Origin of the sequence: Polyangium sp. y55x31, assembly GCF_029946505.1 — a bacterium.
Lineage (GTDB): Bacteria > Myxococcota_A > Polyangia > Polyangiales > Polyangiaceae > Polyangium.
Genome location: NZ_JARZHG010000007.1, coordinates 120,578 through 146,089, shown reverse-complemented (window position 1 = coordinate 146,089; position 25,512 = coordinate 120,578). Strand labels below are relative to the sequence as shown.

20 protein-coding genes are annotated in these 25,512 nt (G+C 70.0%); 8 read left to right on the top strand and 12 right to left on the bottom strand.

The genetic code is table 11. The annotated features are described in order from the left end of the window. The first annotated feature begins 27 nt into the window (after window positions 1-27). The 3 genes from QHF84_RS15755 (at window position 28) to QHF84_RS15745 (ending at window position 4,350) form a co-directional block, all read left to right on the top strand. Window positions 28-1,128, top strand: coding sequence for a hypothetical protein (locus QHF84_RS15755; RefSeq protein ID WP_281314123.1), 1,101 nt, complete (start codon window positions 28-30; stop codon window positions 1,126-1,128). A gap of 322 nt (window positions 1,129-1,450) precedes the next feature. Further along, on the top strand, window positions 1,451-2,875 hold the full coding sequence (locus tag QHF84_RS15750; protein WP_281314122.1) for a hypothetical protein: 1,425 nt from the start codon (window positions 1,451-1,453) through the stop codon (window positions 2,873-2,875). Window positions 2,876-2,934: 59 nt separating this feature from the next. Continuing rightward, window positions 2,935-4,350 carry a serine/threonine-protein kinase gene (locus QHF84_RS15745; protein ID WP_281314121.1) on the top strand — a complete coding sequence of 472 codons (1,416 nt, stop codon included), beginning with the start codon at window positions 2,935-2,937 and terminating at the stop codon, window positions 4,348-4,350. 6 nt (window positions 4,351-4,356) lie between these two features. On the opposite strand, the gene QHF84_RS15740 is transcribed toward QHF84_RS15745, so the two are convergent. Continuing rightward, the gene (locus QHF84_RS15740) at window positions 4,357-4,935 is read right to left on the bottom strand and encodes a hypothetical protein (protein ID WP_281314120.1); all 579 of its coding nucleotides are present in this window, start codon (window positions 4,933-4,935) and stop codon (window positions 4,357-4,359) included. Between the two features lie 91 nt (window positions 4,936-5,026). Here QHF84_RS15740 and priA point away from each other — a divergent pair, with 91 nt between their 5' ends. Next, window positions 5,027-7,297, top strand: a complete 2,271-nt coding sequence (priA, locus tag QHF84_RS15735) for a primosomal protein N' (RefSeq protein WP_281314119.1) — start codon at window positions 5,027-5,029, stop codon at window positions 7,295-7,297. A 1-nt stretch (window position 7,298) separates the two neighbouring features. On the opposite strand, the gene QHF84_RS15730 is transcribed toward priA, so the two are convergent. Continuing rightward, window positions 7,299-9,515: an OmpA family protein gene (locus QHF84_RS15730; protein ID WP_281314118.1), complete on the bottom strand. Its 2,217-nt coding sequence runs from the start codon at window positions 9,513-9,515 to the stop codon at window positions 7,299-7,301. Between the two features lie 84 nt (window positions 9,516-9,599). Between QHF84_RS15730 and QHF84_RS15725 the strand changes: the two genes are divergently transcribed. Continuing rightward, window positions 9,600-10,802: a PAS domain S-box protein gene (locus QHF84_RS15725; RefSeq protein WP_281314117.1), complete on the top strand. Its 1,203-nt coding sequence runs from the start codon at window positions 9,600-9,602 to the stop codon at window positions 10,800-10,802. A gap of 10 nt (window positions 10,803-10,812) precedes the next feature. On the opposite strand, the gene QHF84_RS15720 is transcribed toward QHF84_RS15725, so the two are convergent. The 3 genes from QHF84_RS15720 to QHF84_RS15710 are packed head-to-tail and all read right to left on the bottom strand — an operon-like array spanning window position 10,813 to window position 13,720. Next, window positions 10,813-11,463: an outer membrane lipoprotein carrier protein LolA gene (locus QHF84_RS15720; RefSeq protein WP_281314116.1), complete on the bottom strand. Its 651-nt coding sequence runs from the start codon at window positions 11,461-11,463 to the stop codon at window positions 10,813-10,815. Next, window positions 11,463-12,929 (bottom strand): C45 family peptidase, encoded by a 1,467-nt coding sequence (locus tag QHF84_RS15715; protein ID WP_281314115.1) that lies wholly within the window; start codon window positions 12,927-12,929, stop codon window positions 11,463-11,465. The genes QHF84_RS15720 and QHF84_RS15715 overlap by 1 nt, the downstream gene beginning before the upstream one ends. Before the next feature lie 11 nt (window positions 12,930-12,940). Continuing rightward, a complete protein-coding gene (locus tag QHF84_RS15710; RefSeq protein WP_281314114.1) occupies window positions 12,941-13,720 on the bottom strand; it encodes a glycosyltransferase family 2 protein in 780 nt (259 codons plus the stop codon). Between the two features lie 96 nt (window positions 13,721-13,816). Between QHF84_RS15710 and QHF84_RS15705 the strand changes: the two genes are divergently transcribed. Together QHF84_RS15705 and QHF84_RS15700 are read left to right on the top strand one after the other, a co-directional pair. Then, window positions 13,817-14,422 (top strand): 5-formyltetrahydrofolate cyclo-ligase, encoded by a 606-nt coding sequence (locus tag QHF84_RS15705; RefSeq protein WP_281314113.1) that lies wholly within the window; start codon window positions 13,817-13,819, stop codon window positions 14,420-14,422. A 156-nt stretch (window positions 14,423-14,578) separates the two neighbouring features. Next, the gene (locus tag QHF84_RS15700; RefSeq protein WP_281314112.1) at window positions 14,579-16,147 is read left to right on the top strand and encodes an FG-GAP repeat protein; all 1,569 of its coding nucleotides are present in this window, start codon (window positions 14,579-14,581) and stop codon (window positions 16,145-16,147) included. On the opposite strand, the gene QHF84_RS15695 is transcribed toward QHF84_RS15700, so the two are convergent. Beyond that, a complete protein-coding gene (locus QHF84_RS15695) occupies window positions 16,092-16,421 on the bottom strand; it encodes a PilZ domain-containing protein (RefSeq protein ID WP_281314111.1) in 330 nt (109 codons plus the stop codon). The genes QHF84_RS15700 and QHF84_RS15695 overlap by 56 nt on opposite strands. Before the next feature lie 130 nt (window positions 16,422-16,551). Between QHF84_RS15695 and QHF84_RS15690 the strand changes: the two genes are divergently transcribed. Beyond that, window positions 16,552-16,728, top strand: coding sequence for a hypothetical protein (locus QHF84_RS15690; protein WP_281314110.1), 177 nt, complete (start codon window positions 16,552-16,554; stop codon window positions 16,726-16,728). 7 nt (window positions 16,729-16,735) lie between these two features. Here the strand turns inward: QHF84_RS15690 and QHF84_RS15685 are convergent, their stop codons facing one another. The 6 genes from QHF84_RS15685 to QHF84_RS15660 form a co-directional block, all read right to left on the bottom strand. Next, the gene (locus QHF84_RS15685) at window positions 16,736-17,815 is read right to left on the bottom strand and encodes a hypothetical protein (protein ID WP_281314109.1); all 1,080 of its coding nucleotides are present in this window, start codon (window positions 17,813-17,815) and stop codon (window positions 16,736-16,738) included. Continuing rightward, window positions 17,763-19,034 carry a tyrosine--tRNA ligase gene (gene tyrS, locus QHF84_RS15680; RefSeq protein ID WP_281314108.1) on the bottom strand — a complete coding sequence of 424 codons (1,272 nt, stop codon included), beginning with the start codon at window positions 19,032-19,034 and terminating at the stop codon, window positions 17,763-17,765. Before tyrS ends, QHF84_RS15685 begins: the two co-directional genes overlap by 53 nt. A 34-nt stretch (window positions 19,035-19,068) precedes the next feature. Further along, on the bottom strand, window positions 19,069-19,422 hold the full coding sequence (locus QHF84_RS15675; protein WP_281314107.1) for an HU family DNA-binding protein: 354 nt from the start codon (window positions 19,420-19,422) through the stop codon (window positions 19,069-19,071). 127 nt (window positions 19,423-19,549) lie between these two features. Then, the gene (locus tag QHF84_RS15670) at window positions 19,550-21,670 is read right to left on the bottom strand and encodes a hypothetical protein (protein WP_281314106.1); all 2,121 of its coding nucleotides are present in this window, start codon (window positions 21,668-21,670) and stop codon (window positions 19,550-19,552) included. Window positions 21,671-22,240: 570 nt separating this feature from the next. After that, entirely contained in the window at window positions 22,241-23,137 is an 897-nt protein-coding gene (locus tag QHF84_RS15665; RefSeq protein WP_281314105.1) for an SUMF1/EgtB/PvdO family nonheme iron enzyme, read from the bottom strand. Beyond that, window positions 23,137-25,338, bottom strand: coding sequence for a hypothetical protein (locus QHF84_RS15660; protein ID WP_281314104.1), 2,202 nt, complete (start codon window positions 25,336-25,338; stop codon window positions 23,137-23,139). Before QHF84_RS15660 ends, QHF84_RS15665 begins: the two co-directional genes overlap by 1 nt. Window positions 25,339-25,512: the final 174 nt, after the last annotated feature.

The following is a 25,512-nucleotide window of genomic DNA, read 5'->3' as shown; positions in this document are numbered from 1 at the left end:
GATGGTACCGTGCCCGGAGGCTTCGTCATGCGTCTCGGTTCCGCTCTCGCTGCTCTTCTGCTCGTCGTGTCCGCCGCCGGTTGCTCGAAGCGCGAGGCCGCCGTCAAAATCCCCAGCATCCAGCCCTCCGTCGTGACCTCGCCCGCGCCCGCGCCCGCGGCGCCCGCGCCCGAAAAGGCCCCCGCCATGCCGGGCGACATCGATCCCAGCCTCTTTTCACACGTCCTCGTCGAGAATGGGAAGACGTACGTCGTCCTGCATGCCAATCCGGACGTCGATCGCTGGGCCCAAGGCGCGCCGATCCTCGTCTCCGACGATTTCCCCGTCGTCGCGCGCCGCGAAATCGAGCCGAGCGCGCTCCCGGCCTCGCTCCTCCGCCGGACCGGCGCGTCCGTCCGGCTGTACGGCCCAAAGGGCGCCGTCTGTGAGGGCAAGCTCGGCCCGATCAGCCTGATCAGCCGGGTGGAGCCGGAGTACAACGTTCGCCAGCAATGGAAGGGCGAGGATTTTGACGGGACGCCGATCCCGCCCGCGAAGCCCGAGCAGATCGCCGACGAGGCGTGGAGCATGGCGGAGGGAGGCCGATCGCTCGTCGCGGAGCTCGGCGACGTGCAGGGTGATTGCAAGGACGCGATGTTCGCGCGGGATCGCGACCTCCCCGAGGCGCGTCCGTTCACGGTCAAGGACGCGCCCACCACGCTCGCGACGCGTGCTGCCGCCGAGATGCGAAATCTCGCGGGCTACACGGAGATCGACGAGACGTATCAGTTCTCGGGCATCCAGACGCCCGGCGTCCCCTGGGAGCACCACAACGGCGCGACCCCGACCGTAAAGGTATTTTCGGGCGACGGCGCGACGTACGTGTGGCTCGACGCCGATGCCGGCGAGGTTTGCAGCGAGTTTCGAGGGAAACTCACGGCGCTCTGGAAGCTCGAAGGCGGCGCCGGCAAGGACGCCCGTTTCGTGAAGCTTTACGAGGGCGCGGACGACTTCGTCCCGACCACCCTGGTCCACCTCGATCGGGACGCGTCGCCCTCCTTGCTCGGCTACCAGTCGGTCCTTCGCAAGGGCCCCAGCGGCTTCGCGATCCGCAGCGTCGTCGTCCCCTACTTCCTCTGCCCCTGCTGACGTTCGGCGAGCCTGCCCACGCCGCACCCCCGCCCGCCGTTCTCGCCCCCCTCGCCCCCCGCCCGCCCTCGTCAGCATCGCGACGGCCCCCCTCGTCAAGACCGTAACGATCCCCGGCCCCGGCCCCCGACCCCCGCGCCGTTTTCGCGGCAAAACACGCGGGATCGCGGCCGCTTCGGCGGCGGTACGGTTCCTGCCTTGGATCGCTGCGCCCTCCTCCCCCCGTCATTGACGCCGGGGGCCAGGTGTGAGACGCAACCGAGTCCCTCGGGGCGTCGGCACCGGCGGCGAGGGAGCTCGGTCGATCGTGGAGAAGCACGGCATGAAGCATCGTCTCGGGATCGTCTTTGCCCTCGGCGTGGGGCTCTTTGGGCAGGCCTCGGCGCTGGCGCAGCCGGCGCCGGCCGCGGCCGCGGATCAAGCCGATCCGCCGTCCCCGCCTCCCTCCCCGAACCCGGACGCGCCGCCGCCGCCGCCGCCGCCCGGCGATTCGGCGGGGACGCCCGAGGCCCCGCCGCCCGTCGCGCTCCCGCCTTACCTCACCGGCAACACCACGACCCCGCTGAACCCGCCGCCGCCTCCGCCTCCGCCGGGAGGCAACAATGGATCGCTCACGCCGCCGGGGCCCGGCGCGGATGCGGGCGTGACGCCGAAGACGGCGCCGGCGCGCTTGCGGTGGCGCGGCACGAACCTCAACTGGGGCACGAACGCGACGACGACGGCGCTCGGGATCGGCCGTGACAACATCGGCAGCGAGGGCGAGCAGGTCTCGATGGGCTTCGGCCTCGTGCTGAACTACTTCGTCCTCGAGCCGAAGCTCGCCGACGGCACGCCGCGCGGGTATTCGTTCCGCGTGCAGACGGCGCCCGGCTTCGACGTCGAGCTGACGAACAGCGATTTCACGACGACGAAGCGCGAGCCGCTCTTCCGCGACCTGCCCATCCAGGGCATTTTCTCGAAGCCGCTGTGGAAGAGCGCGAACGAGGAATGGGGGCTCAGCATGGCGGCGAACGGCACCGTCCTTCTGCCGACCTCGAAGCTCTCGCACGATCGCGGGATCTACGTGACGACCTCGCCGCGCGTGTCGCTCTTCGCGCAGGTGCCGATGCGGGGCAAGGACGCGGAGTTCTTGAAGAACCTCCTCGTCGGCGTGAGCGCGCGCTGGGATCACCAGTTCACGCGGGCGACGGTCCCGACGAACCCGGACCTCCAGCGGCCGCGGCAGACGCTTCAAGGGACCGTGACGATGTCGGACCAGCTCACGGGCGGCTCGATCGACACGAACAGCCTGCGCACGGGCGCGTTCCTCTTCTTCGACGAGAAGCTCTTCGGCCACACGCTCTGGGTCTTCTTGAGCGGCGGCCTCCAGTATTCGTTCCTCAACCAGCCCCAGGGGAGCGACTGCGTGAAAATCAACACGGGGTGCGTCGAGGCGACCCGCGTCGAGAACCCCACGACGACGCGGTACACGACGAGCTTCGGTATCGGCGTGAGCTACTTCCCCGCCTCCGAGTGGGGCTTCTCGATCGATTACGGCAATGCCAATACGCAGATTGGCCTCGACGGCAAGCGTCGTAATCCGTTCTACAGCCCCGACGCCACGCTCAGCGCGAGCCTCGTGCTCTCGATCGACGCCATCTACGAGCGCTTGACCGGCCCGGCCCGCGACGAGCCGTTCATCGTCTTCGGCAGCAACAAGAAGACCCGCGGCGTCCCGCAGTCCGCGCAGCGCGAAGTCCTGTTCTAGCTCCGCGCTCTCGCGGTTACTTGGCCCGTCCCCCGGCCCTCTGGCATGGGGGACGAGTCGTGACCGCCGCGCTCGCTGCCCTACCGACCCCCACGCCCCCGCCCTCCGCCATTCCGTCCTCGCGCCGGAAGCAGCGCGCGAGCCGGCGACTCCCTTGCAAGCTCGGCCCGTACACGCTCTTCGAGCGGATCGGCTACGGCGGCATGGCGAACGTCTATCTCGCGCGCCGCAAAACCGAGCTCGGTGCGGTTCGCCTCTGCGTCCTCAAGGAGGTCTTGCCGGAGCTCGCGCACGACGCGCGCATGGCGGAGATGCTCACCGAGGAGGCCCGGATCACGAGCCTGCTCCGCCACGAGAACGTCGTCGAGGTGCACGAGCTCGGCCGCGACGGCGAGAGCCTCTACCTCGTGATGGAGTATGTCGAGGGGTTCGATCTGCGCGAGCTTCTGCGCCGCGCCGCCACGGCGAAGGTGCCCTTTCCGGTCGCGTACTCCTTGCGGATCGTGAGCGACGTCCTCTGCGGCCTCGATTACGCGCATCGATGGAAGGACGAGAGCGGCGCGCCGCTCGGGATCGTGCATCGCGACGTTTCGCCGGCGAACGTGCTCGTGAGCTTCGAAGGAGAGGTCAAGCTCTGCGATTTCGGGATCGCGGGGGCGGGCGCGGTGAGCGGCGTCGATACTGCATTCCAGGGCAAAGCCGGGTACATGAGCCCGGAGCAGGCGCGGGGCGAGGCGCTCACGGCGACCTCGGACGTCTTCGCCGTGGGAATCATCCTGTGGGAGCTGCTCGCGGGCAGGCGTCTTTACAAGGCGCAGCCCGGGGAGGCGCTGCGGGAGGCGTCGCGCCGGGCGGAGATCCCGGACCTCCCGAGCCGGGGTTTGCCCGAGGAGGACGAGCTTTTTGGCATCGTGCGGCGCGCGCTCGCCCGGGATACGGAGGAGCGATATTCGACGGCCGCGGCGATGCTGCGGGATCTCGAGGCCTATGCCGAGAAGACGCGCATGCTGGCGAGCCCGAGCCAGTTCGGCGCGTGGCTCAAGCACCATTTCGGCAAGGAAGTGCTCTCCGAGCGGCGGGCGCGGCAGCGCGCGATCGAGGCGATCGAGCGCGGCCCGGTCGCGGTGATCACGCCCATCGGGAAACGCGCGCGGCCCGCGAACGGGAATGCGGCCGAGAAAAACCCGAACCACACGCCGACGCCGCCAACGCAGCGCGTGGTGCCGCACAAGGGTGCGGTCGTCGATGCGCCCGAGAGCGGCGTGCGGCAGACGAAATCGCTCGATCCGGCGGAGCGGGAGAAGCGGCTCGCGAAGAAGCGGCGCAAGGCGCTGAAGGCGCAGGCGAAGAGCGGCGCCTCGACGAAGGTCGCGCCGCGCGAGGCGTCCGAGGGCGGGTATGCGGGCGCCATTCTGCTGCTCGCGGCGGCCATGGTGGCCGGGCTCGTGATGCTTCAGCTCACGACGGGCGGCTGACGCGGATCATTCGTCGTCGGGGAACAGGTCGCGGGACCATTCGCCGAGGGGATTGGGCCTGCCGAGCATGGTGCGCGTGTCCAGGTTGACGTCCCTGTCCCTGAGGTTGCGCGGGACCGCGATGCAATCGCCGGCGCGGGCGTGCGCCGACGCGACCCGGCCGCTCTCGCAGAAATACACGCGCTCCTGGCAATCGCCGCAGAGGCGCACCATGGGGTCCTCCGTCGGCGCGAGCGTCTCCCAGCGCGCGGAGCATACGAACAGGAATCGCGCGCGTGGCCGCTCGGTCCGCGCGTCGCCGCAGTTCAGGACCATGTCGCGGCGGAGCAGCCGCAACATTTCGTAGCCGAGCAGGCGCGAGAGCTCGACGAAACGTGCGTGCATCGCCGCATCGTTCGTGGCGCGCCCGTGGAGCGCGACTTCGAGCCGCAACCACTCCGCGCGTTCGGGGTCGCGTGGTTCGAGCCGCGCCGCATAAGCGAGGCGCTTGTCGTCGTCGAGCGTGCCATTCATCGCTTCGATCAGGAAGGGACGCTCTTCCTCGTCACGCAGGTAATCGAAGAGTCCACGCGGCTCTCGCGTCATGCCCCGAGGATATCACGATCGGCGCGTGGATGGGCTCGCTCGCCCTCCTGGATGCACGACCCTCGAAAACCTGATACGTCTCCGGCAACCCATGCCCCTCCTCTGCGAGGTCGCCGTCCCCGTCCCGCTCGCTCGGGCCTTTTCCTACGAGGTCCCGCTCGCGCTCGCCGCCTCGGTTCGTCCGGGCGCGCGTGTGCTCGTCGAGTTCGGTCGAAAGAAGGTCCTCGGCGTGGTCCTCGCGACGTCCGAGGGCGCGGCGCCCGAGGGCGTGCGGCTCAAGCCCATCGCGGCGGTCGTCGATCCCGAGCCGGTCTTGCCGTCGGAGCTGCTCTCGTTTTTGCGCGAGCTCTCGTCGTATTATTTCGCGCCGATCGGCGAGGTCCTCCGGCTCGCGCTCCCGGCCGTCGAGCGCGAGGACGTACGCGCGCTCGAAGCGCAGGGAGAGCTTCCGGGCACGCTCTCGCGCGTGAAGCAGGTGGGCGGGCGCAAGATTGCGTATGCGCGGCCGACGGACGCCGTGGAGGAGCCGGGGGTTTTGCGCGGGCAAGCCGCGTCGGTGCTCGCGCTCTTGCGGTCGAACGGGGAAATGCCCATCGCGCGGCTCGAAGAGAAATTCGGCAATGCGCGGGCCGCGGTGAAGAAGCTCGCCTCGCTCGGGCTCGTGGTGACGGAGGAGCGGGAGCCGCCGCGGGACGCATTTTTCGCGCAGCCAGAGCCGCGCGACGAGCCGCCGGCGTTGAACGAGGCGCAAGGCGCGGCCGAGGCGCGGATCGAGGCGGCTCTGTCGGAGGCAAAATCGGCGGCATTTCTGCTTTTCGGCGTGACGGGGTCCGGAAAGACCGAGGTGTATCTGCGGGCCATCGCGGGCTGCCTCGCGCGGGGGCGGGGCGCGATCGTGATGGTGCCCGAAATCGCGCTCACGCCGCAGCTCGTGGCGCGGTTCCGGGCGCGGTTCGGCGATGACCTCGCGGTTTTGCACAGCGGTTTGTCGGAGTCGGATCGGCACGCGATGTGGAAACGCGTGCGGACCGGCGCCGTGCGCGTGGCGATCGGCGCGCGCTCGGCGATCTTCGCGCCCGTCGTGAACCTCGGGCTCATCATCGTGGACGAGGAGCACGACGGCTCGTTCAAGCAGGAAGAGGGCGTGCGGTACCACGCCCGCGACATGGCCTTGCTGCGCGCGCACCGCGCCTCCGCCGTGGCGGTGCTCGGCTCGGCGACGCCCTCGCTCGAATCGGTGCACCTCGTGCGTCAGGGCAAACTCGCCGAATTGCGCCTGCCCGATCGCGCGCACCGGGAGGCGACGCTGCCCGAGGTGACGACGGTCGATCTGCGTCGCATGGGGCCAGGGCCGACAGGGAACAAGCTCATCTCGCTGCCTTTGCATCGCGCGCTCGAAAAGACGCTCGCGGCGGGGGAGCAGGTGATCCTGTTCCTCAATCGACGCGGCTTTGCGCCGAGCGTCGTGTGCGAGTCGTGCGGGCACGTGGCGACGTGCCTCGCCTGCTCGGTGGCGCTCACGTTTCACCGGGCGCGAGGCGGGCGCATGCGGTGCCATTATTGCGACTGGGAAGGGCCGATGCCCGCGGCGTGCTCGGAATGCGGGGCGCCCGCGCTCGCGCTCGAAGGGCTCGGGACCGAGCGGCTGGAGGAGACGATCGCCGAGGCATTTCCCACGGCGCGCGTGGCGCGGCTCGACCGGGACGTGGCCGACGGCGCGAAGGCGGAGGCGATCCTCGCGAAGATGCGGGCGGGCGAGATCGACGTGCTCGTGGGCACGCAAATGGTCACGAAGGGGCACGACCTCGGCAACGTGACGCTCGTCGGCGTGCTCAATGCGGACGCGGCGCTCTCGTTGCCGGATTTTCGCGCTTCCGAGCGGGGGTTCCAGCTCCTCGTGCAGGTCGCCGGGCGCGCAGGAAGGCGGGATCGTCCGGGCCGGGTGCTCATCCAGACGCGCAATCCCGAGCAACCGGCGGTGCAATTCGCGAAGCGGCACGACGTGAGCGCGTTTCTGGAGCACGAGCTCGCGGATCGGGCGGAGGTCGGGTATCCGCCCTTCTCGCGTTTGGCGCTCTTCCGGGTCGACGCGCTCGACGAGGAGGTGGCGCGGCGCGCGGCGGGCGTGATCGCGGCGCACGCGAAGACCTCGCCCGAGGGACAATCGCGCGTGGTCGAGGTCCTCGGCCCCGCGGCGGCGCCGCTCGCGCGTTTGCGAGGCCGGTATCGATTCCGGGTTCTTTTGCGTGCCAAGGATCGCCGCGCGCTCCGGGCCGCGACGGCGGCGGCGGCGGCGGCGATTCCGGAGATCGATCGGCGCGTCAGGGTCGTGGTGGACGTCGACCCCGTGGCGATGCTCTGAGCTAGGGTTTTCCGCCGGCTGTCTTCGCGTCCTCCTCGATGACGAGGTCGCGCACGGCATCATCGAGCTCTGCGCGGGCGATGGCCGCGTCGTCGCTGCGCTGGGTGATCTTCACGGCGAGCTCGTCGCCGGACTTCGTCACGCTTTCGAGCCTTTCCAGCAGCATCTTGCGGAGTTTGTCCGCCTGGGGCGTCTTTTCGATCGCCTTCACGTTTTCCCGCAGCTCCACGGCGCGCTCGAGGACCTCCTGACGCTTGGCGCGCAATCGGTCGAGCTCGTCGTTGGCGGCGCCGAGGGCGCGGCGGAGCTCGACGATACGAGCCATTCGTTTTTGCGTGCCCTCGGGCAGCGCCGAGCCCTTCAGGTAGAGCGCGAGCCGCTCGCCGTCCGCCGTGAGCACGAGCCATTGCCGCTCGACGGGGCGTGCCTCCTCGATGACGATTTTCTGGGGTTTTTGGGGGGTGAGCGCGACGCGAATGAAGTAAGCGTCGGGGTTTTTTTCGGTGCCCTCGGGCAGCACGAGCGGCTCGTAGCCGGGTGTCCGCGGGTGCCGCAGGACGAGCGTATTCGGCACGTTGTGGCCGGGCTCGACCTCGTACGTGGTCAGGAGCCGCTGCCGATCCGTGACGCGCAGGACGCCGCGGGCGAGAGCGACGATACGCAGGGGCTCGTCGAGGTACATCCGGGATTGCGAGACGCGCGTCGAATTGTCGACGGCGTAGGGGATGGTCGAGCGTTCGCCCGGGAGGAGGCGCGTGATCACACCCTCGCCGACGAACGTGCCGCCCGAGAAGATCGAGACCGAGCCCGGTTGCAGGCCGATGTCGCTCTTGTTTTCGATCTCGGCCGCGCGGAAAGGGTGCGTCGAGCTTTGCGGCGCCGCCGGGTCGGGGCGATAGAGCAGGACGTCGTCGCCGTTCATCGGGCGATTGATGAGCGTGATCAGCGCCGACGATTTTTTCGACAACGTGACGGGGTTCGCGATCTCGTACCGATAACTCCCGCTCGAAGCGTCGATGCGGCCCGCGCCTTCGGGCATTCGTGCGAGCGCCTCCGTCGTGATCGGCGACGTCGTTCCCGTCGTGGTCTTCGTGGCCTCCCGTGCGACCTGATCGGCGACGCGGAACGCGACCCGCCGGTTTTTTGCGCGCCCCAGCTCCGTCGCGTTGCTGTCCACGGGCCGGTCCCCGGCATACGACCGCATCGAGAGCCGCATGCTGGGGACACCCCGCTTGACCAGCGCGGCCCTCACGGCCGAGGCGCGGCGCGTCGCGAGGTCGGGCGCGTTCGTCTCGTCCATCGAGGTGTGACCCTCGATTTCGAGGAGCGTGATCCACGGGTTTTCGAGGAGCACCTTCGCGACCTCGTCGAGGAGCGGTTGGCTCGTCGGCTTCACGGTATCGGAGCCCTTGTCGAAGAGGACCTGCGCGAGGATCTGGATCTCGGCCGAGCTCACGCGCACAGCCGCGGGACAACCGGCGCGCGTGGGATCCGTCTGCACGGTGCCGGGCTCGTTGGGACACACGTCTTCGCTATCGAGGACGCCGTCGGCGTCGGTATCGCGGCGGGCGACGTTTTCGGCGAGCACGGGGCCGACGGCGCCGCCCTGCGGGCCGTAAATGCCTTTGAGCTCGGGCCGCTCGATCATCGTCGGCGAGCGGAGATCGGAGCTGTACGAGAGCGGCGCGCCCGTGGCGAGCGTGACGCGCACGTCGTTCCAGTCCTCGTCGCCGACGTTGTCGATGAGCGCCCACGCTTGCAGGAGCGCGCGGCGATCCTTTTGCTCCTTCGTCGGGAGGATGATGCGATACGTGGCTTTCCAGGCGGCCGTGGGGACGGCGTACGCAATGGAGACGGGGCGCGACGGGCGCGGGGAGAAGACGAGCTCGAGCTCGGTCGGCTCCTCGGGCGAATCGGCGCGGCCCGAGCGCGGCAAACGCGCGCTGACGGTCGACGGCGTCTCGTTCGGGCCGAGCCCCTCCTCGATGACGACGACGCTCTTCAGGACATCGTCGACCTCACGCTCGCGGAACCGGAGCGCGAGTTTGTCCGAGGACATCTCGCCGGTGCGCTCGAAGTAACCGAGGCCATTCTGGTAGAGCACGACATGGCGTAGGCGCAGGCCCTTCGAGGGGCCGTGCGCGAGCGGCGTGGTGCAGGCCGTGAGGAAGATCGGGGCGAAGAGGAGCGCCCGGAGCGAGAGCGATAGAGCGCGCATGTGCGAAGCCTACTACGATCTTGCAGTCTTTCGTGATCAAAATGCCGTTTTCAAACGGCGCGGCGCGTCCTATATCGGCCGCTCATGTCGTACCCTTCCCCGCACGCTGCCGCCCTTGGATCGCTGGTCCCCCGGCGTGAAGCCATACTGGAAGAAGTTCGTCGGGACCTCGACGACCGCGCCTCGCGCGAAGGGGCGAATGCGCCGTCGACGATCGTCTCCCCGCTGTTGGACGGGTTTCTCCGCGGGGCCGAGGGCGACGATGCGGAGGCCGTGGCGGCGACATTGCGCGAAATGCTGGAAACCACGGGGATTTCGCTCGATGGTATGATCCTCGCGCTCGGCGTCTTGCGTCGCGCCCTCGTTCGTCACGCCCTCGCGTCGAGCGGGCCGGAGCTCGGCGGCGCAGCGGCGTCGTTCGTGGAGGGCGTCGCGGAGCGCGTCGCCACGTCGCTCGCGAGGCGATCCGTGGCGGCCCTCGGGGAGACGCGTCGCGCGCTCGAACACCACGACTGGATTTTTCAGAATCTGCCGGCGATCATGCATTCGATCGACGCGCAAGGGCGGATCAGCGCGGTGAACGATCGATGGATCGAGGCGATGGGATACACGCGGGACGAGGTGCTCGGGCGGCGCTCGACGGAGTTCTTGACGCCGGAGTCGGCTCGGTATGCGCGCGAGGTCGTGCTGCCGGCGTTTTTCCGGACAGGCCGATGCGACAACGTGCTCTATCAGTTCGTCCGCAAGGACGGGTCGCTGCTCGACGTGATGCTCTCGGCGATCGCCGACCGGGACGAGGAAGGCAATACGGTGCGATCGCAGGCGGTGCTGACGGACGTGACGGAGCGGCTCGCGGCCGAGCGGGCGGCGCAAGCGGCGGCCGCGCAGGAGGAGACGATCCGGGCGCAGCGGGAGATGTTGCGGGCGATGTCCACGCCGCTCGTGCCGCTTGGCGACGGCGTCTTGCTCATGCCGCTCGTGGGAACCGTGGATTCCGCGCGGGCCGAGCAAATGATGGCAGCGCTGCTCGACGGCGTGGTGACGCACGCGGCCGAGGTCGCCATTCTCGACGTGACGGGCGTGCCGTCGGTGGACGCGTCCGTCGCGGAGGCGCTCGTGCGCGCGACGAAAGCGGTGGGGCTGCTCGGTGCGCGGGTCGTGATCACGGGCCTCGGGCCGTCCGCGGCCCACGCGCTGGTGGAGCTCGGCCTGGAGCTCGGCGGGATGGCGACAAAAGCGACGTTGCGGGATGGACTCGCCGCGGCGCGGAAGCGCGCGCGGCATTGAGGGGATCTTTTCAGGTTTTCGGCGGCGTCATCTTCGCCGGGTCGACCGTGACGTCGCGCTTCTGCTTGCCGAATCGAATGACGCTCTGATCGCCGCTCTGCTCCTCGATCGTGACCTCGCTGATCGTCCAGAGCTCGAGGCCGAGGCGCATTTCGAGGCGTTTTACGTGTTTCTTCACGTCCTCGGCCCGGGGGACGGCACGGAGCGTGATGCCGTCCTTTTTGCTCGGAATGCTGAGGTCGTAACGGGCGCGAAGTTTTTCCAGGTCGCCGCCCATCAGGATCATGAGATCACCGAGCACCGCGCCGAACCGGCCCGCCGCGGCTTTCCCCACGCTCGCCGCGCCGCGCGGGGTCGCAAAGGAAAAACCCTCGGGGCCGACCCAGTACGTGACCGCGTCCGGCGGGAGGAGCTCCCAGCGCAATCGGTCGGGGCGAACCAGGGTCATTTCGCCCGCGCTCTTCACGGCCGTCGCGAGCAGGCCAATCGTGCGCTCCTGCTCGAAGGGGCCGACGAGCGTCTTGAGATCCGCGCGCGCCTTCGTGATCTGGCCGAGGACCTCGGAGACCTCGTCGGCGTGGGCCTCGCGGGAAAACGTCGCGGGGACGAGGAGCGCGCCCGAGGCGGCGAGGGCATTTCGAAGGAAATCACGTCGATCCATCACAGCTCTCCATGATGCGGCTTGCCCGCCTTTTCCCACGCCTCGTAGGCCGGAGACCGATACAGCGGGTCCTCCGGGGCGGTGACGAGTGGCTCGTCGTCCTTGGGTTCGTAGCCCGATTCGAGGAGCCGGGCGACGTCGAACCGCACGAAACGGCCGAGCAGGTGCGGGCCTTCGCTGACCCAGAGGACACGCGCCGTCGTGTCCATGACGACGGCGTGCGTGGCGATGAGGGCGTCGAGCGCGCGGCGATGGCCGATCGGGAGGTCCACCCCGCCGAGGCCTTTTTTGTCGCGCAGAACGCCCATCACGCGTTCGACGGACGCGGCCGGCGGGAGATTCTGAAGGAGCTCGTCGAGGCGCTCGCGGCGCGGGTGCGTGGAGGTCGAGGCCTCGACGCGTTTGTTCGCGGGGTCGCCCGCGAGCGGGCCTTCGAGGTGGTTCGTGAGCGGGACTTTTCCGCGTCCACGACGGACGTGGATCGGCTCGCCCGGGGCGCGCTCGACGATCGCGACGTCGCCCTTCGCATCCGTGAGCATGATCATGTGCGAGACCATGGGCGACCGATCGCGGAGGAGGTCGATGGCCTCGGCGGTGGTGCGGGCGCGGCCGAGGAGGTCACGCGTGGTGTGGACGACGGGCTCGCCGACGTTGCGAGGCTCGCGGGCGCGCGCGCCGTGGACGACGAGCGCGAGGCCCTCGGCGTTCATGCCGCTGACGGCGCCGATGAGGCCAGGCCAGGCGACGGAGGCGTACGGAATGCGGCCCTCTTCGCGGACGAGGAAGACGGCCTTGCCGGTGTCGAAGATGCTGCCGGCCTCGAAATCGAAATTGCGGGCGAGGACGGTGTGGCCGTCCTCGAAGGCGCCGTCGCCGAGGGCGAAGCTCGTGCAGCCGATGAGCGGCGAATGCTCGAAGGAGAGGGCGATGTCGTAGAGGGAATGCAGGAAAACGAAGCGATGGTAGGTCGAGAGGAAGCCGTCGTAAGGGTCGGGCGAGAAGGCGCGGGCCTGGGCGGCGATCTCGCGGCGGCGTTCGTCCTGCATGCCCTGGTCGACGTGGCGGAATTCGAGGCGGCTCAGGTCGACGAGCAGCCAGCGGAGGGGCGGGACCGGGACGTAATGGCTGAACTGGTCGTAGAGCGTGCCCTCGTTTTCGACCATTTCGCGATAGAGGAGGCGCGCGTGCTGGTGGCCGATCTGTTCGGGGGTGCCGGCGAGGTGGACTTCGAGGATCGCGCCGCGCTTTCGGGCATACGCGGGGCCGAGGACGCGCAGGCCGGGGCGTGTCTCCGCGGCGTCGCCGGTCGTAGCGGCAATGGCCGGGGGCTCGATGCGCGTGCCGGCGAGGATTCCGACGTGGGCGAGGGTCGGGACGACGACGAGGAGGACAAACGCCACGAGGAGGCGCCGTTTCCAGCGTGCGCGGGGCCTCTGGGCGGGCTTCTTCGGGCTCTCTTCGGTCACGGCGCCTCGGATCAGAGCTCCTGGGCGCTCTCGAACGATTCCCGCGAGGGCCGCGAGGGTCGGGCCGCGGGCGGGGGCGGGGGCGACGGCGGAATCGTGGCGGGGGCGAGCCGCGATTCGGCGAGGGTGGTGACGACGCGGAAGACGATCCGCGCCGGGTCGCGCACGCTGTGGAAATGGGTGATGCGCTCGTGCTCCGGCGGATACACCACGTCCATGGGGACCTCGACGATGCGGACGCCGGATGCAATGGCGCGGAGGATGATCTCGGCCTCGAAGGCATATCCGTCGTCGCGGGCGCCGAGCGAGAGCGTGGTCTGGATCGGATACCGGCGCAGGCCGCATTGCGTGTCGGCGAGCGGGCGGCCGCTGAAGAGCGAGAGGAAGAAGTTCGAGATGCGGTTCGACATCTGGTTCGCGCGCGGCGCGCCGGCCTTGACGAGGTCACGCACGCCGAGGACGAGGGCGCGCGGGTCGGGGTCGACGAAGGCGATACGGTGCGCCTCGGCCGGCGGATGCTGGGCATCGGCGTCGAGCGTGACGGCGACGTCGAAGCCGCGCCGTAACGCGTGCATCATGCCGGTGCGCAGGGCCGCGCCCTTGCCGCGATTGTTGGGGTGCGAGAGGACGGTGGCGCCGGCCGCGCGGGCGAGGTCGGCCGTGCCGTCCGTGGATCCGTCGTCGACGACGAAGACCGCGGAGGGCTCGGGCCAGAGGGCGCGCGTGGCGCGGACGACCTCGGCAACGGTGCGGGCGGCCTGATAAGCGGGGATGATCGCGCAAGGACGCATCGGTTCGAGAACCGTTACCACGGCAAGGGCGCGCGGGGGAGCGCCGCGCAGGACACCGGCGTGCGCAGCGGGGACGTTCGGGGTAGGGTGCCGGCGATGGAAGACTTCGATCCCGAGGCGATGCGGGTGCTGCGTTACCGCGCGAAGGGGGTGCTGCGGCAGCGGATGCGGGCGCTCAGGAACTCGATCCCGCGTGAGTCGCTCGCCGAGCGGTCGGCCAAGATCCGCAGAGGGCTGCTCGCGCGGCCCGAGATCGCCGGAGCGCGGACGGTGGCGCTTTTCTGGCCGATCGAGAAGCGGGGCGAGGTGGATCTCAGGCCCCTCGTCACGGAGCTGCGGGCGCGCGGCGTCGTCGTGGCATTCCCTTCGATTCACCCGGAGACGCGGGGGATGACGTTCCGGATCCCTGCCGATCCCGCGGCGATGGAGGAGCACGGGCTCGGCTTTCAGGAGCCGCTCCTCACGGATCCGGAGGCGGCGGAGGTCGACGTGGTGGTGGTGCCGGCGCTCGGCGTGGACGGGGAGGGGAATCGGATCGGGTATGGCGCGGGGTATTACGATCGAACCTTGCCGCGATTCTGTCCGCCGGGGGTGGCGATTGGCGTGGTGTACGATTTTCAGGTGTTATCGGAGGTGCCGGTGACGGAGGGCGACGTGCCGCTGCCGGTCGTCGTGACGGACGAACGGGTGATCGAAATCTGAACGCGGCCGTCTCCGGCGGAAGGTGAGCGCTCGCCAGGATTTTTTGTGAATCCGGCGACTCGGGTGGTCGCGCGCGCTCCGTGGGCTAAACCTAGCGCGTTTTGATTTCCGGGAATCACGCGCGGGGCGTCCGTGCGCGATGCGGGGGGAAAACACATGCGCATCATCTCTTCCGTGCTGTGCTGCGGGCTCGTCCCGCTTTTGTGGCTCGTCGCCGGTTGCGGGGCCGATGGGTCCGAGCGCACCGGAGTCGCGGTCGAATCGCTGGAATGGCACCAGGGTGCCAAGCTCGTGGCGCCCGAGGGGACGAAAGAAGCAGACTTCGGCGTATCGGTCGCGATCGATGGTGATACGGCGATCGTCGGGGCGCCCTCCGACGACGGAATCGCGGAGAACGCCGGCGCGGCGCAGATCTTCGTGCGAAAAGACGGCGTCTGGCTCCCTTCGCAGAAGCTCGTCGCCTCCGATGCAGAGGCGACGGATGGATTCGGTTATTCGGTGGCGATCTCGGGCGACATCGCGATCGTCGGTGCGCCGAACGAAGACGACCAGGCCGAAAACGCGGGCGCGGCGTACGTCTTCGTGCGAGAAGGCGGGGCCTGGAAGGAGCAGCAGAAGCTCGCCTCGCCGAAGCCGGAGTTCATTGGCTCGTTCGGCACGTCGGTGGCGATCGCGGGCACGATCGCGCTCGTCGGGGCGAGCCGCGAAGACGGGCTCGGATTCGATTCGGGCGCGGCGTACATCTTCGTTCGGGACGCGTCCGGGGACATGTGGGGGCTGCAAAAGACGCTCTTGCCGGCCGACGGGACGTCGAGCCATTTCGGCGCGTCGGTCGCGCTTTCGCCCGAAGCCGCGGTGGTTGGGGCGCCGCGGGACAACGCCGGTGTGCTGGTGTCGGTCGGCGCCGCGTACGTGTTCGATCGGGCGGAGGGCGCGTGGCCGCTCGATTCGAAGCTCGTGGCGGACGACGCGGCCGAGCAGGACTATTTTGGGATTTCAGTGGCGATCTCGGGTGATACGGCGGTCGTGGGCGCGTCCGGCAGCGACGCTGTCGTCGAGAACGCGGGCGCGGCGTACGTGTTTTCCCGTGTCGAAAAGGTCTGGACGGCGCAGCAGAAGCTCCTCCCCTCCGCGCCCGAGAAGTTTGGTTCGTTCGGAATGGCGACGTCGATCGCCGGCGACGTGGCGCTCGTGGGGACCTATCTCAGCGGGCCGAATGTCACGGGCGCAGGGTCGGCCTACGTGTTCGTGCGCGAGGGCGAGGTCTGGGCCGAGGATCATCGGCTGCTCGCGTCGGATGGGGCGGATGCCGATTACTTCGGCGGCGCGGTCGCAATCTCCGCCGAGACGGCGCTCGTCGGCGCGCCGGGGGACGATAACGACAAGGGCCAGAACGCCGGCTCGGTGTACACGTTCGGGTCGCTTTTCGCCTCGGGGACGAACGGCGCCGGGGGAATGGGCGGCGCGGGCGCGGGCGGATTCGACGGCGCCGGCGGCGCGGGCGCCACGGGCGCGGGCCCGAATCAGGGGACCGTCGGCGACGACGGCGTGACGATGACGGGCGGTTGCGCTTGCACCGCCGTGGGCAGGAGCGAGGGCCTCGAGGGTGTGATGGCCGCCGTGGCGGCGCTCGGAATGGCGCTCGTCGCCGGGCGGCGGCGCTCGGCGTTCAATGCAAGGGATCGCCGAGGATCTTCTTCCGATCGAGCTGCTCGGCGAGGGTGAGCCGATCGGCGTCGTTCATCGAGACGAATCGAATCGCCTGCAGCCGGTCCTTCGACCAGATCGGACGGCCGCGCAGGCGAATCGGCCGGCCCGCGCCGACATCCAGCTCGAACGCGGTGATCATGCCGAGCTCCCGATCCACGAGCGCCCGCGGCGTCTCGAAGACGAGCCCGCTCACCGACAGGTCGACGGCGCGGCACGCGTGGCGATGCCCATCCACGATCGCAACCAGGGGATAGTCGCACTGCGCGCGAGGGCCGATCCGTCGTTCCATGAATGTTCGTTTGCCCGATACGTGAACAGGATGGAACGGGCCAACTTTTTGTCGTCGCCCGACCCGAGCGTGGCCACCGAGCGGCAATTGCGGCGGTTTGGGCTAGGATCGGCGTCGAGGAGGATCCGGAATGGCGACGTGCCGCGAGTGCGATAACGAGGTCGACGAGCTGAAGACGGTGAAGGTCGGGAGCAAGAAGAAGAAGATGTGCGAGGACTGCGCCGACCGGGTCGCCCAGGAAGGCGCGATCGCCGAGGAGAGCGAGGCCGTCGTGCAGGGAATGATGGGCTTCAAGGGGCGGCGCTAGCCGCGCCTCAGCGCATGATCTGATCGATCTCGTTCGAGGTCGCGTCCGCGAGGCCCTTCGCGAGCTTGCGCGGGTCGAGCTCGACCGCGATCGCGACGGCGTCGGGCGCATGTGTGGGCAGCGGCGCCATCACCGGCACGTCGAGGCCGAGCAGATGGCCAAACGAGCCCTCGGCGAGGTCCTTCCACGACGCCACGAGCTCCTCGGACGCCGCCTCGCCGGTGCGCGAGAAGTCGCCGGCGACGGCAATCGAAAGCAAAATCCCCTCGCGGGCGCTCGGCCTCGCAGCCGCGCCGATGGCCGTGGCGGCGGCGAGCAGGCCCCGGGCGCCGCGCGCGAGCTCGCCCTCGAACGGGCCGAGCGCGAAGGCGCGGGCCGGCGCCGGGCCGAGGCGCTCGGCGAGCGCGCGGAGCGAGGCGTCGGAGAAGGCGCGGGCCGCGCGCGAGAGGGCGCCGCGGGCGAAGAGGGTGGCGATGCGGCAGGGGCCGCGCTGGATCGAGCCCGCTTGCTGGAAGCAGACGACGTCGGGGCCGATCGCGGCGAAGGCGTGCGCCGAGCGGCCGATCTTGCCGGACACGCGGACGAGGTCGTGTCGATCGACGGCGCGCGTGGCCTCGGTGCTGAGGCGGTCGCGGAAGGCGCGCTCGACGACGCGCACGTCGCTCGCGAGGCGCAAGAGCTCGACCGTCGCGTCGCCTTCGTTCGTCGCGTACGACGCGACGATGGCCTCGGGCGTCTGGCGGAGATCGACGGCGGTGCCCTGCGCGAAGCGGTTGAAGCGCGCCTCGGGGATGACGGTGCCGACGAAGGGGACGAGCCACGGGATCGAGGTGATCTCGCGGGGGTTCGCGAGCACGAGCCAGCGCAGGCCTGCGAGGGGCAAGAGGCCGTCGAGCGAGGGGACGGAGAGCGGCGGCTCGGTCGGCTCGGCGGTCTTCGTGACGGGCGCGGGCGAGCCGCCGCAGCCTACGAGGGCGGAGGCGAGCGCGGAGAGCGTGGCGGCGAGGAAGCTGCGCCGCTCCGGATCTGCCGTGTCAGCCGACGACGAGGTGCGCGAACTTTCGGTTCTTCGATCCGACGCGGACAAGATACCTCCGGCCCCGCTCGAGCTTCTGTTGCTCGTCGCGCACGACCTCGCCGTCGAGGTGGACGGCGCCGCTCTTCACGAGCCGGAGCCCCTCGTTCGTCGACTTCACGAGGCCCGCGAGCGACAAGGCTTTGGCGATCCAGAGCGAATCGGCCTCGGTGACCACGCTGATCTCCTCGATGTCGTCGGGCACGCCGCCTGCGGCCACGCTGCGGCGCCGTTCGAGCGCGGCGTCGGCGGCCTCGGCGTCGTGGAAACGCGTGACGATCTCCTTCGCGAAGAGCTCCTTCACCTCGACGATGTTGCGCTGTCCGGCGCGCACGTCCTCGCGCAGCGCGGCGATCTCGTCGTTCGATTTCGACGAGAGCAGCTCCATGTATCGCCAGATCACCTGATCGTCGACGAGCATGAGCTTCTGCAGCATCTCGAAGGGCGGCTCGTTGATGCCGACGTAGTTGTTCGCGCTCTTCGACATCTTCGCGCCGACGACCTTGCCGAGCTCGACGCGCGCGTTCGTGCCTTCGAGGATCGGCGTGGTCATCACGATCTGCGCGCGCTTGCCGTAGCGCGGCATGAGGTCGCGGCCGACGAGCAGGTTGAAGAGCTGATCGGTGCCGCCGAGCTCGACGTCGTTCTCCAGCACGACCGAGTCGTAGGCCTGGAGCAGCGGGTAGAGGAACTCGTGGATGTGGATCGGCACGTTGCCCTCGAAGCGCTTCGAAAAATCGTCGCGCTCGAGCATGCGCGCCACGGTGTACTTCGCGCCGAGCTCGACCATCTCGAAGGGCGAGAGCTTGCCGAGCCACTCGGAGTTGTAGCGGACCTCGGTCCGGCTCTTGTCGAGGATCTTGAAGGCCTGGGCCTGGTAGGTCTCGGCGGCGGCGCGGACCTCTTCGCGCGTGAGGCGCGGGCGGGACTCGCTCTTGCCCGTCGGATCACCGACCATCGCCGTGAAGTCGCCGACGAGGAAGATGACCTGGTGCCCGAGCTCCTGGAACTGCCGCATCTTCTGCATCAGCACGGTGTGCCCGAGGTGCAGGTCTGGACGCGTGGGATCGAAGCCGGCCTTGATGCGCAGCGGCCGGCCTTCTTTCAGGCGCTCTTCGAGTTCGGCGCGGACGTGGAAGTCCACGACGCCCCGGCACAACTCCTCCAGTTGACGCTCGGCGGAAAGCATGGGGGAGACTTTGCCGGACGGCGCGCCGCGCGCAAGCGTCACGCGGCGGGAGAGGCGTTTCGCCCGGCGAGGGCGATCATTCGTCCTCGTCGTCCTCGTCGATGTCGTCGTCGTCGTCCTCGTCGTCCTTGCCGCCGGTGATGGCGAAGGCGCGGCTCTGGTTGACGAGCTCCTTCAGCTCCTTGCCGACCTTGAAGAAGGGCAGGCGCTTGGCGGGCACCGGCACGGGCTGGCCCGTGCGCGGGTTTCTGCCGCTGTACGGTTTGTACGGGCGGACCGTGAAGCTTCCAAAGCCGCGGATCTCGATGCCTTCACCACGCTGGAGCGCCTCGGTCATCGCGTCGAAGATGCAATTGACCACGAGCTCGGCCCGCGCCTTGGTGAGCTCGCCACGGCCCGCGATCGCGTCGATGAGCTCGCTCTTCGTCATGGGTACCCCTCGGCGGCCGTCACGCCGCCCCCCGTCCCTACGCGCCCCCACCTGAAACGACGTCCGGACGGATACGACTTACGATTCCAGGAACTTAGGACACACCTCGCATCCTGGACGCCGAGCGTCAATGACTTTCGTTCTCCAAGAAATCCAACCGGTCCAGCGCCACGGGTGAACCCGCCGGGCGAGGGCCCAGGCGAAGCGTGAGCGCGACAGAACGCGCGGCGCTCGGGATGGGGAAGGCCGGCAGCGTGACGCAGGGCGGATGCGGGGCCGCGGCGGGCGCGAGGTCGTGGGAGGGCAAAGGGCGTCCGTCGACGACGAGCGTGACGGTGACGGAGCCGGGGCCGAGGAGGGCGAGGCGCGGCGCGATGGAGCGGCCGGCGAGGAAAGGCGCGGGGAGGGCGACGGTGATGGAGCCGGTTTTCGTGGGGTCGGCAGAGGTGACCACGAGCCAGCGGCGGTCCGAGGCGCAGGCGTCGGTGGCCCATGCAGGCAAGGCCCAGGCGTCCTCCTGGGCGAGCGCGGGCCAGAGGTTTTCGCCTTCGATCGCGAGCGGTGCTTGGAGGTCAAAGGAGTACGGGACGAGGTGCGGCGGCGAGGGCGGCGGCTCGCCGTCGGGCGGGATGGGGAAGAGGTAGCGGTACGCGGGAGGCCTTCCGTGTGCCTCCCAGGTGAAGCGGTCGAGGGCGTCGCCGCGATAGCGGGCGATCGACCGTTCGTTCGAGGTCCAAGGGTCGTAGGCGAGGTTGAAGCCGTGATCCGTGTCGACGAACACGAGCGCGCGCGGGGGAAGATGCGCGAGGCGCGCGGGCTCGAACATCGGGCGGCCCGCCTCGCGGTCTCGCAGGAGCGCATGATCGAAGCCGGCGCGGAAAGCGAAGCCGAGCGGGACGAGGGCGACGAGGGCGGCAATGCGGCGTGACGCGCGTCCGAGGTCTTTGGCACGCGCGGCGATGTGCACGACGGCGAGCGCCGCGAGGACGTGCTCGAGCGGGAGGACGTCGGCGTAGAAGCGCGCGCCGCCGCCGGGGTAGTTACCGTCGAAGTAGAAGGGGACGTACGCGGCGATCTGGAGCGCGACGGCGACGGGGAGGAGACGCGCGCGTGGGAAACGCGCGGCGAGGATCGCGCCGAAGAGGACGAGGAGCGTGAAGGGCTCGGCGTTGCCCGCGTCGACGAGGTGTTGCTTGAGGCGGCGGAGCGTGGTCGCGGCGGCGGCGTAGGCACCGTAGCCGTTCGGGAGGTTGTGCCGGACGAAGTCTCCATGCTCGCCGAGGCAACCGATCGAGGCGCCGAAGCCGTACCGGAAGCAGCCGGGCGGGCCGTCGGAGAGGGCGTAGTAGAGGCGCTGCGACGAGGTGAAGAGCTCACCGGTGGCCGCGTGTTGATGCGCAAGGAGCAGCACGAGGCCGGGCAGGGCGCCGAGGCCGAGGAGCGCGAGGGCGGTGAGGCGCGCGCCGCGGGAAGCACGCGTGGTGATGCTGCGTGTCGTGACGACGAGGAAGGCGAGCGCGAGGAGGAGGGCGAGCGCGGAGGGAGGGCGCGTCGCGGCGAGCCAGCCTGCGAAGAAGCCCGCGCCGAGCGAGGGGAGAACGGCGCGCCTTCCGGCTTCGAGCGCACGCACGGCGGAGAGCGCGAAGGCGAGCGCGCTCGTGAAGCAGAGCGCGGCGAGGCCGTGCGACATGGTGTCGGCCGTGTGGTAGCGGAGCGCGGCGCAGAGGACGGAGAAGAGCGTCGCGAGGCGGGGGATCGAGAGGCGATCCGCGAGGGGCGTGCCTTCGGGGAGGGCGCGCTCGGCGAGGGCGTAGGTGGCGATCGTGAGCGCGGCGGCGAGGAGCGGGCCGACCGCGAGGGGCGCGTGGGCGAGGAAGCCGAGCGCGAGGAGCGCGGGATACCCGGGCGGAAAGAGGACGGCCGCGGTGGGCCCGTCGGGGCCATCCGCGCGGACGAGGAAGCGGCCGAGCGTGGAGGCGACGGGCTCGTCGAGAGGAAAGGCGAGGTGGCCGTGCGCGAGGGCGCGCGCTTCGAGGAAGTAACTCGTGGCGTCGATGATGCGGGGTCCGCCGCGGAGGTAGAGCGCGACGTACGCGGCAGAGAGGGCGGCGGCCGTGAGGGACGCGAGGGCGAGGAAGAGGCGGCTCTTCGTTGCAGGTCGAACGATGCGCGGGGCGAAGGCGAGGGCGATCAGCGCGGCGAGGAGGGCGGCGATCTGCGCGGGGTCACGGGGGAGGCCGAAGCGCACGGGGGGATGTCAAGGGGGAAGCGCGGGAGGGTCCGGGGGCGGGTGGACGGAGAGGGTACAACGGAAGCGGAAGGGGCGCGGCGAGGAACGCGGGGCCTTCGTGGAGGGGGCGTGCTCACATTCCGGGGCGGGAAGAGGGGTCGGGGCGCGGGGGGAAGGGCATGGCGATGCGGCAACGGGAGGTCCGAGCGGTGGGGGTCGGGCTTGGCGATGCGCCAAAGGGAGGTCCGGGCGCGGCAGGGGGGGCTTGGCGGTGCGCCAAAGGGAGGTCCGGGCGGCGCGGGTCAGGCTTGGCGGTGCGCCAACGGGAGGTCCGGGCGCGGCAGGGAGGGGCTTGGCGGTGCGCCAAAGGGAGGTCCGGGCGCGGCAGGGAGGGCTTGGCGGTGCGCCAAAGGGAGGTCCGGGCGTGGCGGGGAGGGCTTGGCGCTGCGCCAAAGGGAGGGCCGGGCGTGTGGGGTAGGGCTTGGCGCTGCGCCAAAGGCGTCTCCGGGCGCGCCGACCGTTCGTCCGTGCTCGGCGTGCCCAATCACGCAGCCGCGGAATCATCGGAGCCGAATGGGCCGCTCGTGATTACCCCGCCCCCGCCACACACCGAAACCCATACCAAGGGTGTCGCTGACTCGCGACCGGGTGGTGGGCCGCGGGCGATTGATTGCCCATGAGCCCGTGGTCGTGCCAGGTGCCTCCGGTCACGCGGAACATGTCTTCCCGCGGGCACGGCTCTTCACCTTTGGTCGAGACGCAGACGATGGGCCTCGGATCGAAGACGAACTCGGCCACGTTCCCCGCCGTATCGTAAAGCCCGAAGGGACTGCGATCCCCCGTGTAACTCGCAACCGGGCAGGTGCCGAGGTCCACGGCGACGGGCGGCGCCGTGCTCGTGATGGGTCCGACCACGCCGCCCTGCGTCCCGCCCATCGAGCCGCGTTGCCAGCAATGCTCGATCTTCTCCGGCTCGTCGCGGCCCCACGGGTAGATGCGGTGCCGCTCGCCGAGGCGCTCTTCTTCGCTCATGCGCGCGTCGCCGAGCGCGGCCCAGTAAGCCTCGTAGATCGTCGGCAGGCGGCGTCCGCCGTTCCATTGACAATAAGCCTCGGCTTCGGCCGGGCTCACGCAGTTGATCGGGTGATCGCCGCGGCCGGGCTTGCCCCAGTTGCACATCGGCTCGTCGTGCTTCGCGACGCGACCTTCGCCCACCGGCGCGACACACGCCTTCGCGCCCACGCACGCGGCGTAGCCGGAGACCGTCACCTCGGTCGCTTCGATCTGGAACGGCTGCACTGTGACGACTGCGCGTTTCGCGACCATCGGGTCGTGGAACGAGAACGTCGCGCCGGGGATCGAGACGAGGCGCGCGCCCCGCGGGGACACGGCCAAGCGTCGCGCGTTCTCCGCGTCCGTCCGGCCGCAGCCGATCACGGCGACGGCGAGCAAGAGCCCAAACGGAATGCTCGTCGGGTATCGCATCAGCGCGCCGCCGACGGAGCGCCGGCGCCCTCCAGGATCCACACGTGGTACGTGATCCACTCGCCCTCGACGGGCGTGATCGCGAGCTCGAAGCGCGGCGGGAGATCGGTCGGAAGGTCGATGCTCGGCTCGGTCCACGTGGGCCCGGGGCGCGCTTCGAGCTTGCCGAGGAGGCGGCCGTCCACGCGGACCTCGGCGGCGGCCTGCCGGCCCGAGACGGTGCGCACGACGAGTCGGCCGCCGCGCTTCGGCGCGTTCATCCTGGCGCGCTCGGGCTCGCCGTGCGGGACGATGCGGCCGGCGTCGAAGAGCTCGCGGAGCTTCTGGCCAGGCTCGGGCAGGACGCGGTGCACGACGAAGCCCATGCCGGGGCGCGGGAAGTTGTAGCCGTGGGCCTTTTCGCTGACGAGGTCGCCGATGTCGAGCTCGTCGACGATACGCTCGCCTTCGCGTTGCGTGCGCGGCCAGCCGTTCCTGTCGAGCGCGCTCCAGTCGGCCTTGTAGATGACCTTCTCCGCGCCGCCGCAGATCACGTTGCCGACGACGGGGACGCCCACGAGGCGACGGCCGAAGAGGCCGGGGAGGTCGCCCCACCACGAGGGGTAGATCGCCATGTGGTCGGGCCGATCCTCGGGCGGGATACGCTCGATGAGCTCGATCGTGGCGCCGAGGCCGTTCACGCCGGCCCGCGCGAAAGGCAGGTCGTGGTAGCCGCCGAGGCCGATGATGTCGAGGCCGGGCAGGTCCGAGGCGTACATGAGCGCGCCCGCGTCGCCGACGAGCACGCGCCGCGCCTTGCGCTCGGCGAGGACCTTGCCCGCGACCACGTGCTGGTCGCGGATGTTGCGGCTCGCGCGGCCGAAGAACCAGATCTGATCGCGCATGTTCGGCGCCTGGTGGACGCCGTAGAGGACGACCACGCCGCAAGCGATCGCGACGCGCAGCGCGAAGAGGCCCCGCGCGCGACGTGTCGCCTCGACCGCGGGCACGAGGAGCAGGCCGAGGCCCATCGCGGCGAGCACGAAGAGCCACGCGACGGCGCTCATCGTGTAGCGCTCGTTCTGCCAGCGGACCTGGCCGTTCAGCGAGACGAGGAGCAGCCACGTCACGACCTGCGCCCAGAGCATGGCCGCGACGCCGCGGGTCTTCTTCGAGAAGAAGGGGATGAGCGCGACGAGCGGGACGATCCAGCCCCAGGGGAGGTTCTGGCCGGGGATCCAGTCGGCGAAGTGGTGCTGCGTGTTGCGAAGGACGACGTACTTCAGGTGCGAGAGGTACTCGTCGAGCTTCTGCTCGCCGTTCATGTAGGGGTGGTTCAGCGCGAGCTTGACGATCGCGCCGGCCGCCGCCCACTCGCCGGTGAAGACGCGGTTCGCGACGGCCTGCGCCACGGCCACGATCGCGCCGGGGACCGAGGCGCGGAGCAGCGTCGCTGCCGCGGCGCGAAACCCGAGGGGCTTCCACACGGCGAGCGCGGCGTAGAACGCGAACACCGCGATGCACACGACGGACTCGGGCCGCGTCGCGTAGAGCAGCGCGCCCGCGAGGCCCGCGAGCATGCCGCTCCGGCGCACGGCGTGCGCTTCGCCCGGCGCCCTTCCGATCGAGAGGATCGGCAGGAGCATGAGCGCCCAGACGCCGAGGTGGAACGCGTTCTCCATGCCGCTGAAGAGCGACCAGTCGAGCGCGCCGAGCGAGAGCACGGCGGGCGGGACGAGGTACTTCGCGGCGCGCCCGAGCGGCTCGCACGCGCGGCCCGCGGCGACGAGGAAAAACGTGGTCGAGACGCACGCGACGAGCGCCGCCCACGCCATGAGGTCGAGGCTGCGGAAGCCGAGCAGGTAGCCGAGCGAGAGCGTGAACGGGTAGAGCAGGCTCGTGTTGCCGCTCGAAAAACCGTTGCCCTCGGACCACTGGAAGGGGAAGCCGCGGGCCGCGGCGCGCGCGTAGTCGAAGTGGATGAAGACGTCGTCGAGCGGCGCCGACCAGCCGCCGCGCGTCTGCACGTGCATGTACCCGTAGAACACGGTAGCCGCGTAGACGACGCAGGCCGAGGCAAAGACGGGGTAGAGCACGCGGTCGATCGCGGGCCAGCTCTCGAGCACGCGCGCGAAAAATCCCGAGCCGTCGGCGTCACCGTATCGACGGGCCCCGAGCGAGGGCGCCGCTTCCGCTTCGTCTTGGTCCAGTGTGGCGGGCACGGGGGACTCTTATTACACGATCCCCGGTTCGGCCCGCGCGTGGACCTCGTCTCGACGCACGGGGCTCGTCCGAACCTGGGGACCTCGAATTCCAGGGGCGCGCGCGTTGACCGGCTCCTTCGGCACCTGTAGAAAAGAATCGCGTTCGAGCGTCGCGGAAGGCGCCGACGCCGA

Bases quoted from the DNA above. Each gene is read 5' to 3' on its own strand.
- QHF84_RS15755 (WP_281314123.1), top strand. From the start codon at position 28: ATGCGTCTCGGTTCCGCTCTCGCTGCTCTTCTGCTCGTCGTGTCCGCC.
- QHF84_RS15750 (WP_281314122.1), top strand. From the start codon at position 1,451: ATGAAGCATCGTCTCGGGATCGTCTTTGCCCTCGGCGTGGGGCTCTTT.
- QHF84_RS15740 (WP_281314120.1), bottom strand. From the start codon at position 4,935: ATGACGCGAGAGCCGCGTGGACTCTTCGATTACCTGCGTGACGAGGAA.
- priA (WP_281314119.1), top strand. From the start codon at position 5,027: ATGCCCCTCCTCTGCGAGGTCGCCGTCCCCGTCCCGCTCGCTCGGGCC.
- QHF84_RS15730 (WP_281314118.1), bottom strand. From the start codon at position 9,515: ATGCGCGCTCTATCGCTCTCGCTCCGGGCGCTCCTCTTCGCCCCGATC.
- QHF84_RS15725 (WP_281314117.1), top strand. From the start codon at position 9,600: ATGTCGTACCCTTCCCCGCACGCTGCCGCCCTTGGATCGCTGGTCCCC.
- QHF84_RS15720 (WP_281314116.1), bottom strand. From the start codon at position 11,463: ATGGATCGACGTGATTTCCTTCGAAATGCCCTCGCCGCCTCGGGCGCG.
- QHF84_RS15710 (WP_281314114.1), bottom strand. From the start codon at position 13,720: ATGCGTCCTTGCGCGATCATCCCCGCTTATCAGGCCGCCCGCACCGTT.
- QHF84_RS15705 (WP_281314113.1), top strand. From the start codon at position 13,817: ATGGAAGACTTCGATCCCGAGGCGATGCGGGTGCTGCGTTACCGCGCG.
- QHF84_RS15700 (WP_281314112.1), top strand. From the start codon at position 14,579: ATGCGCATCATCTCTTCCGTGCTGTGCTGCGGGCTCGTCCCGCTTTTG.
- QHF84_RS15695 (WP_281314111.1), bottom strand. From the start codon at position 16,421: ATGGAACGACGGATCGGCCCTCGCGCGCAGTGCGACTATCCCCTGGTT.
- QHF84_RS15690 (WP_281314110.1), top strand. From the start codon at position 16,552: ATGGCGACGTGCCGCGAGTGCGATAACGAGGTCGACGAGCTGAAGACG.
- QHF84_RS15675 (WP_281314107.1), bottom strand. From the start codon at position 19,422: ATGACGAAGAGCGAGCTCATCGACGCGATCGCGGGCCGTGGCGAGCTC.
- QHF84_RS15665 (WP_281314105.1), bottom strand. From the start codon at position 23,137: ATGCGATACCCGACGAGCATTCCGTTTGGGCTCTTGCTCGCCGTCGCC.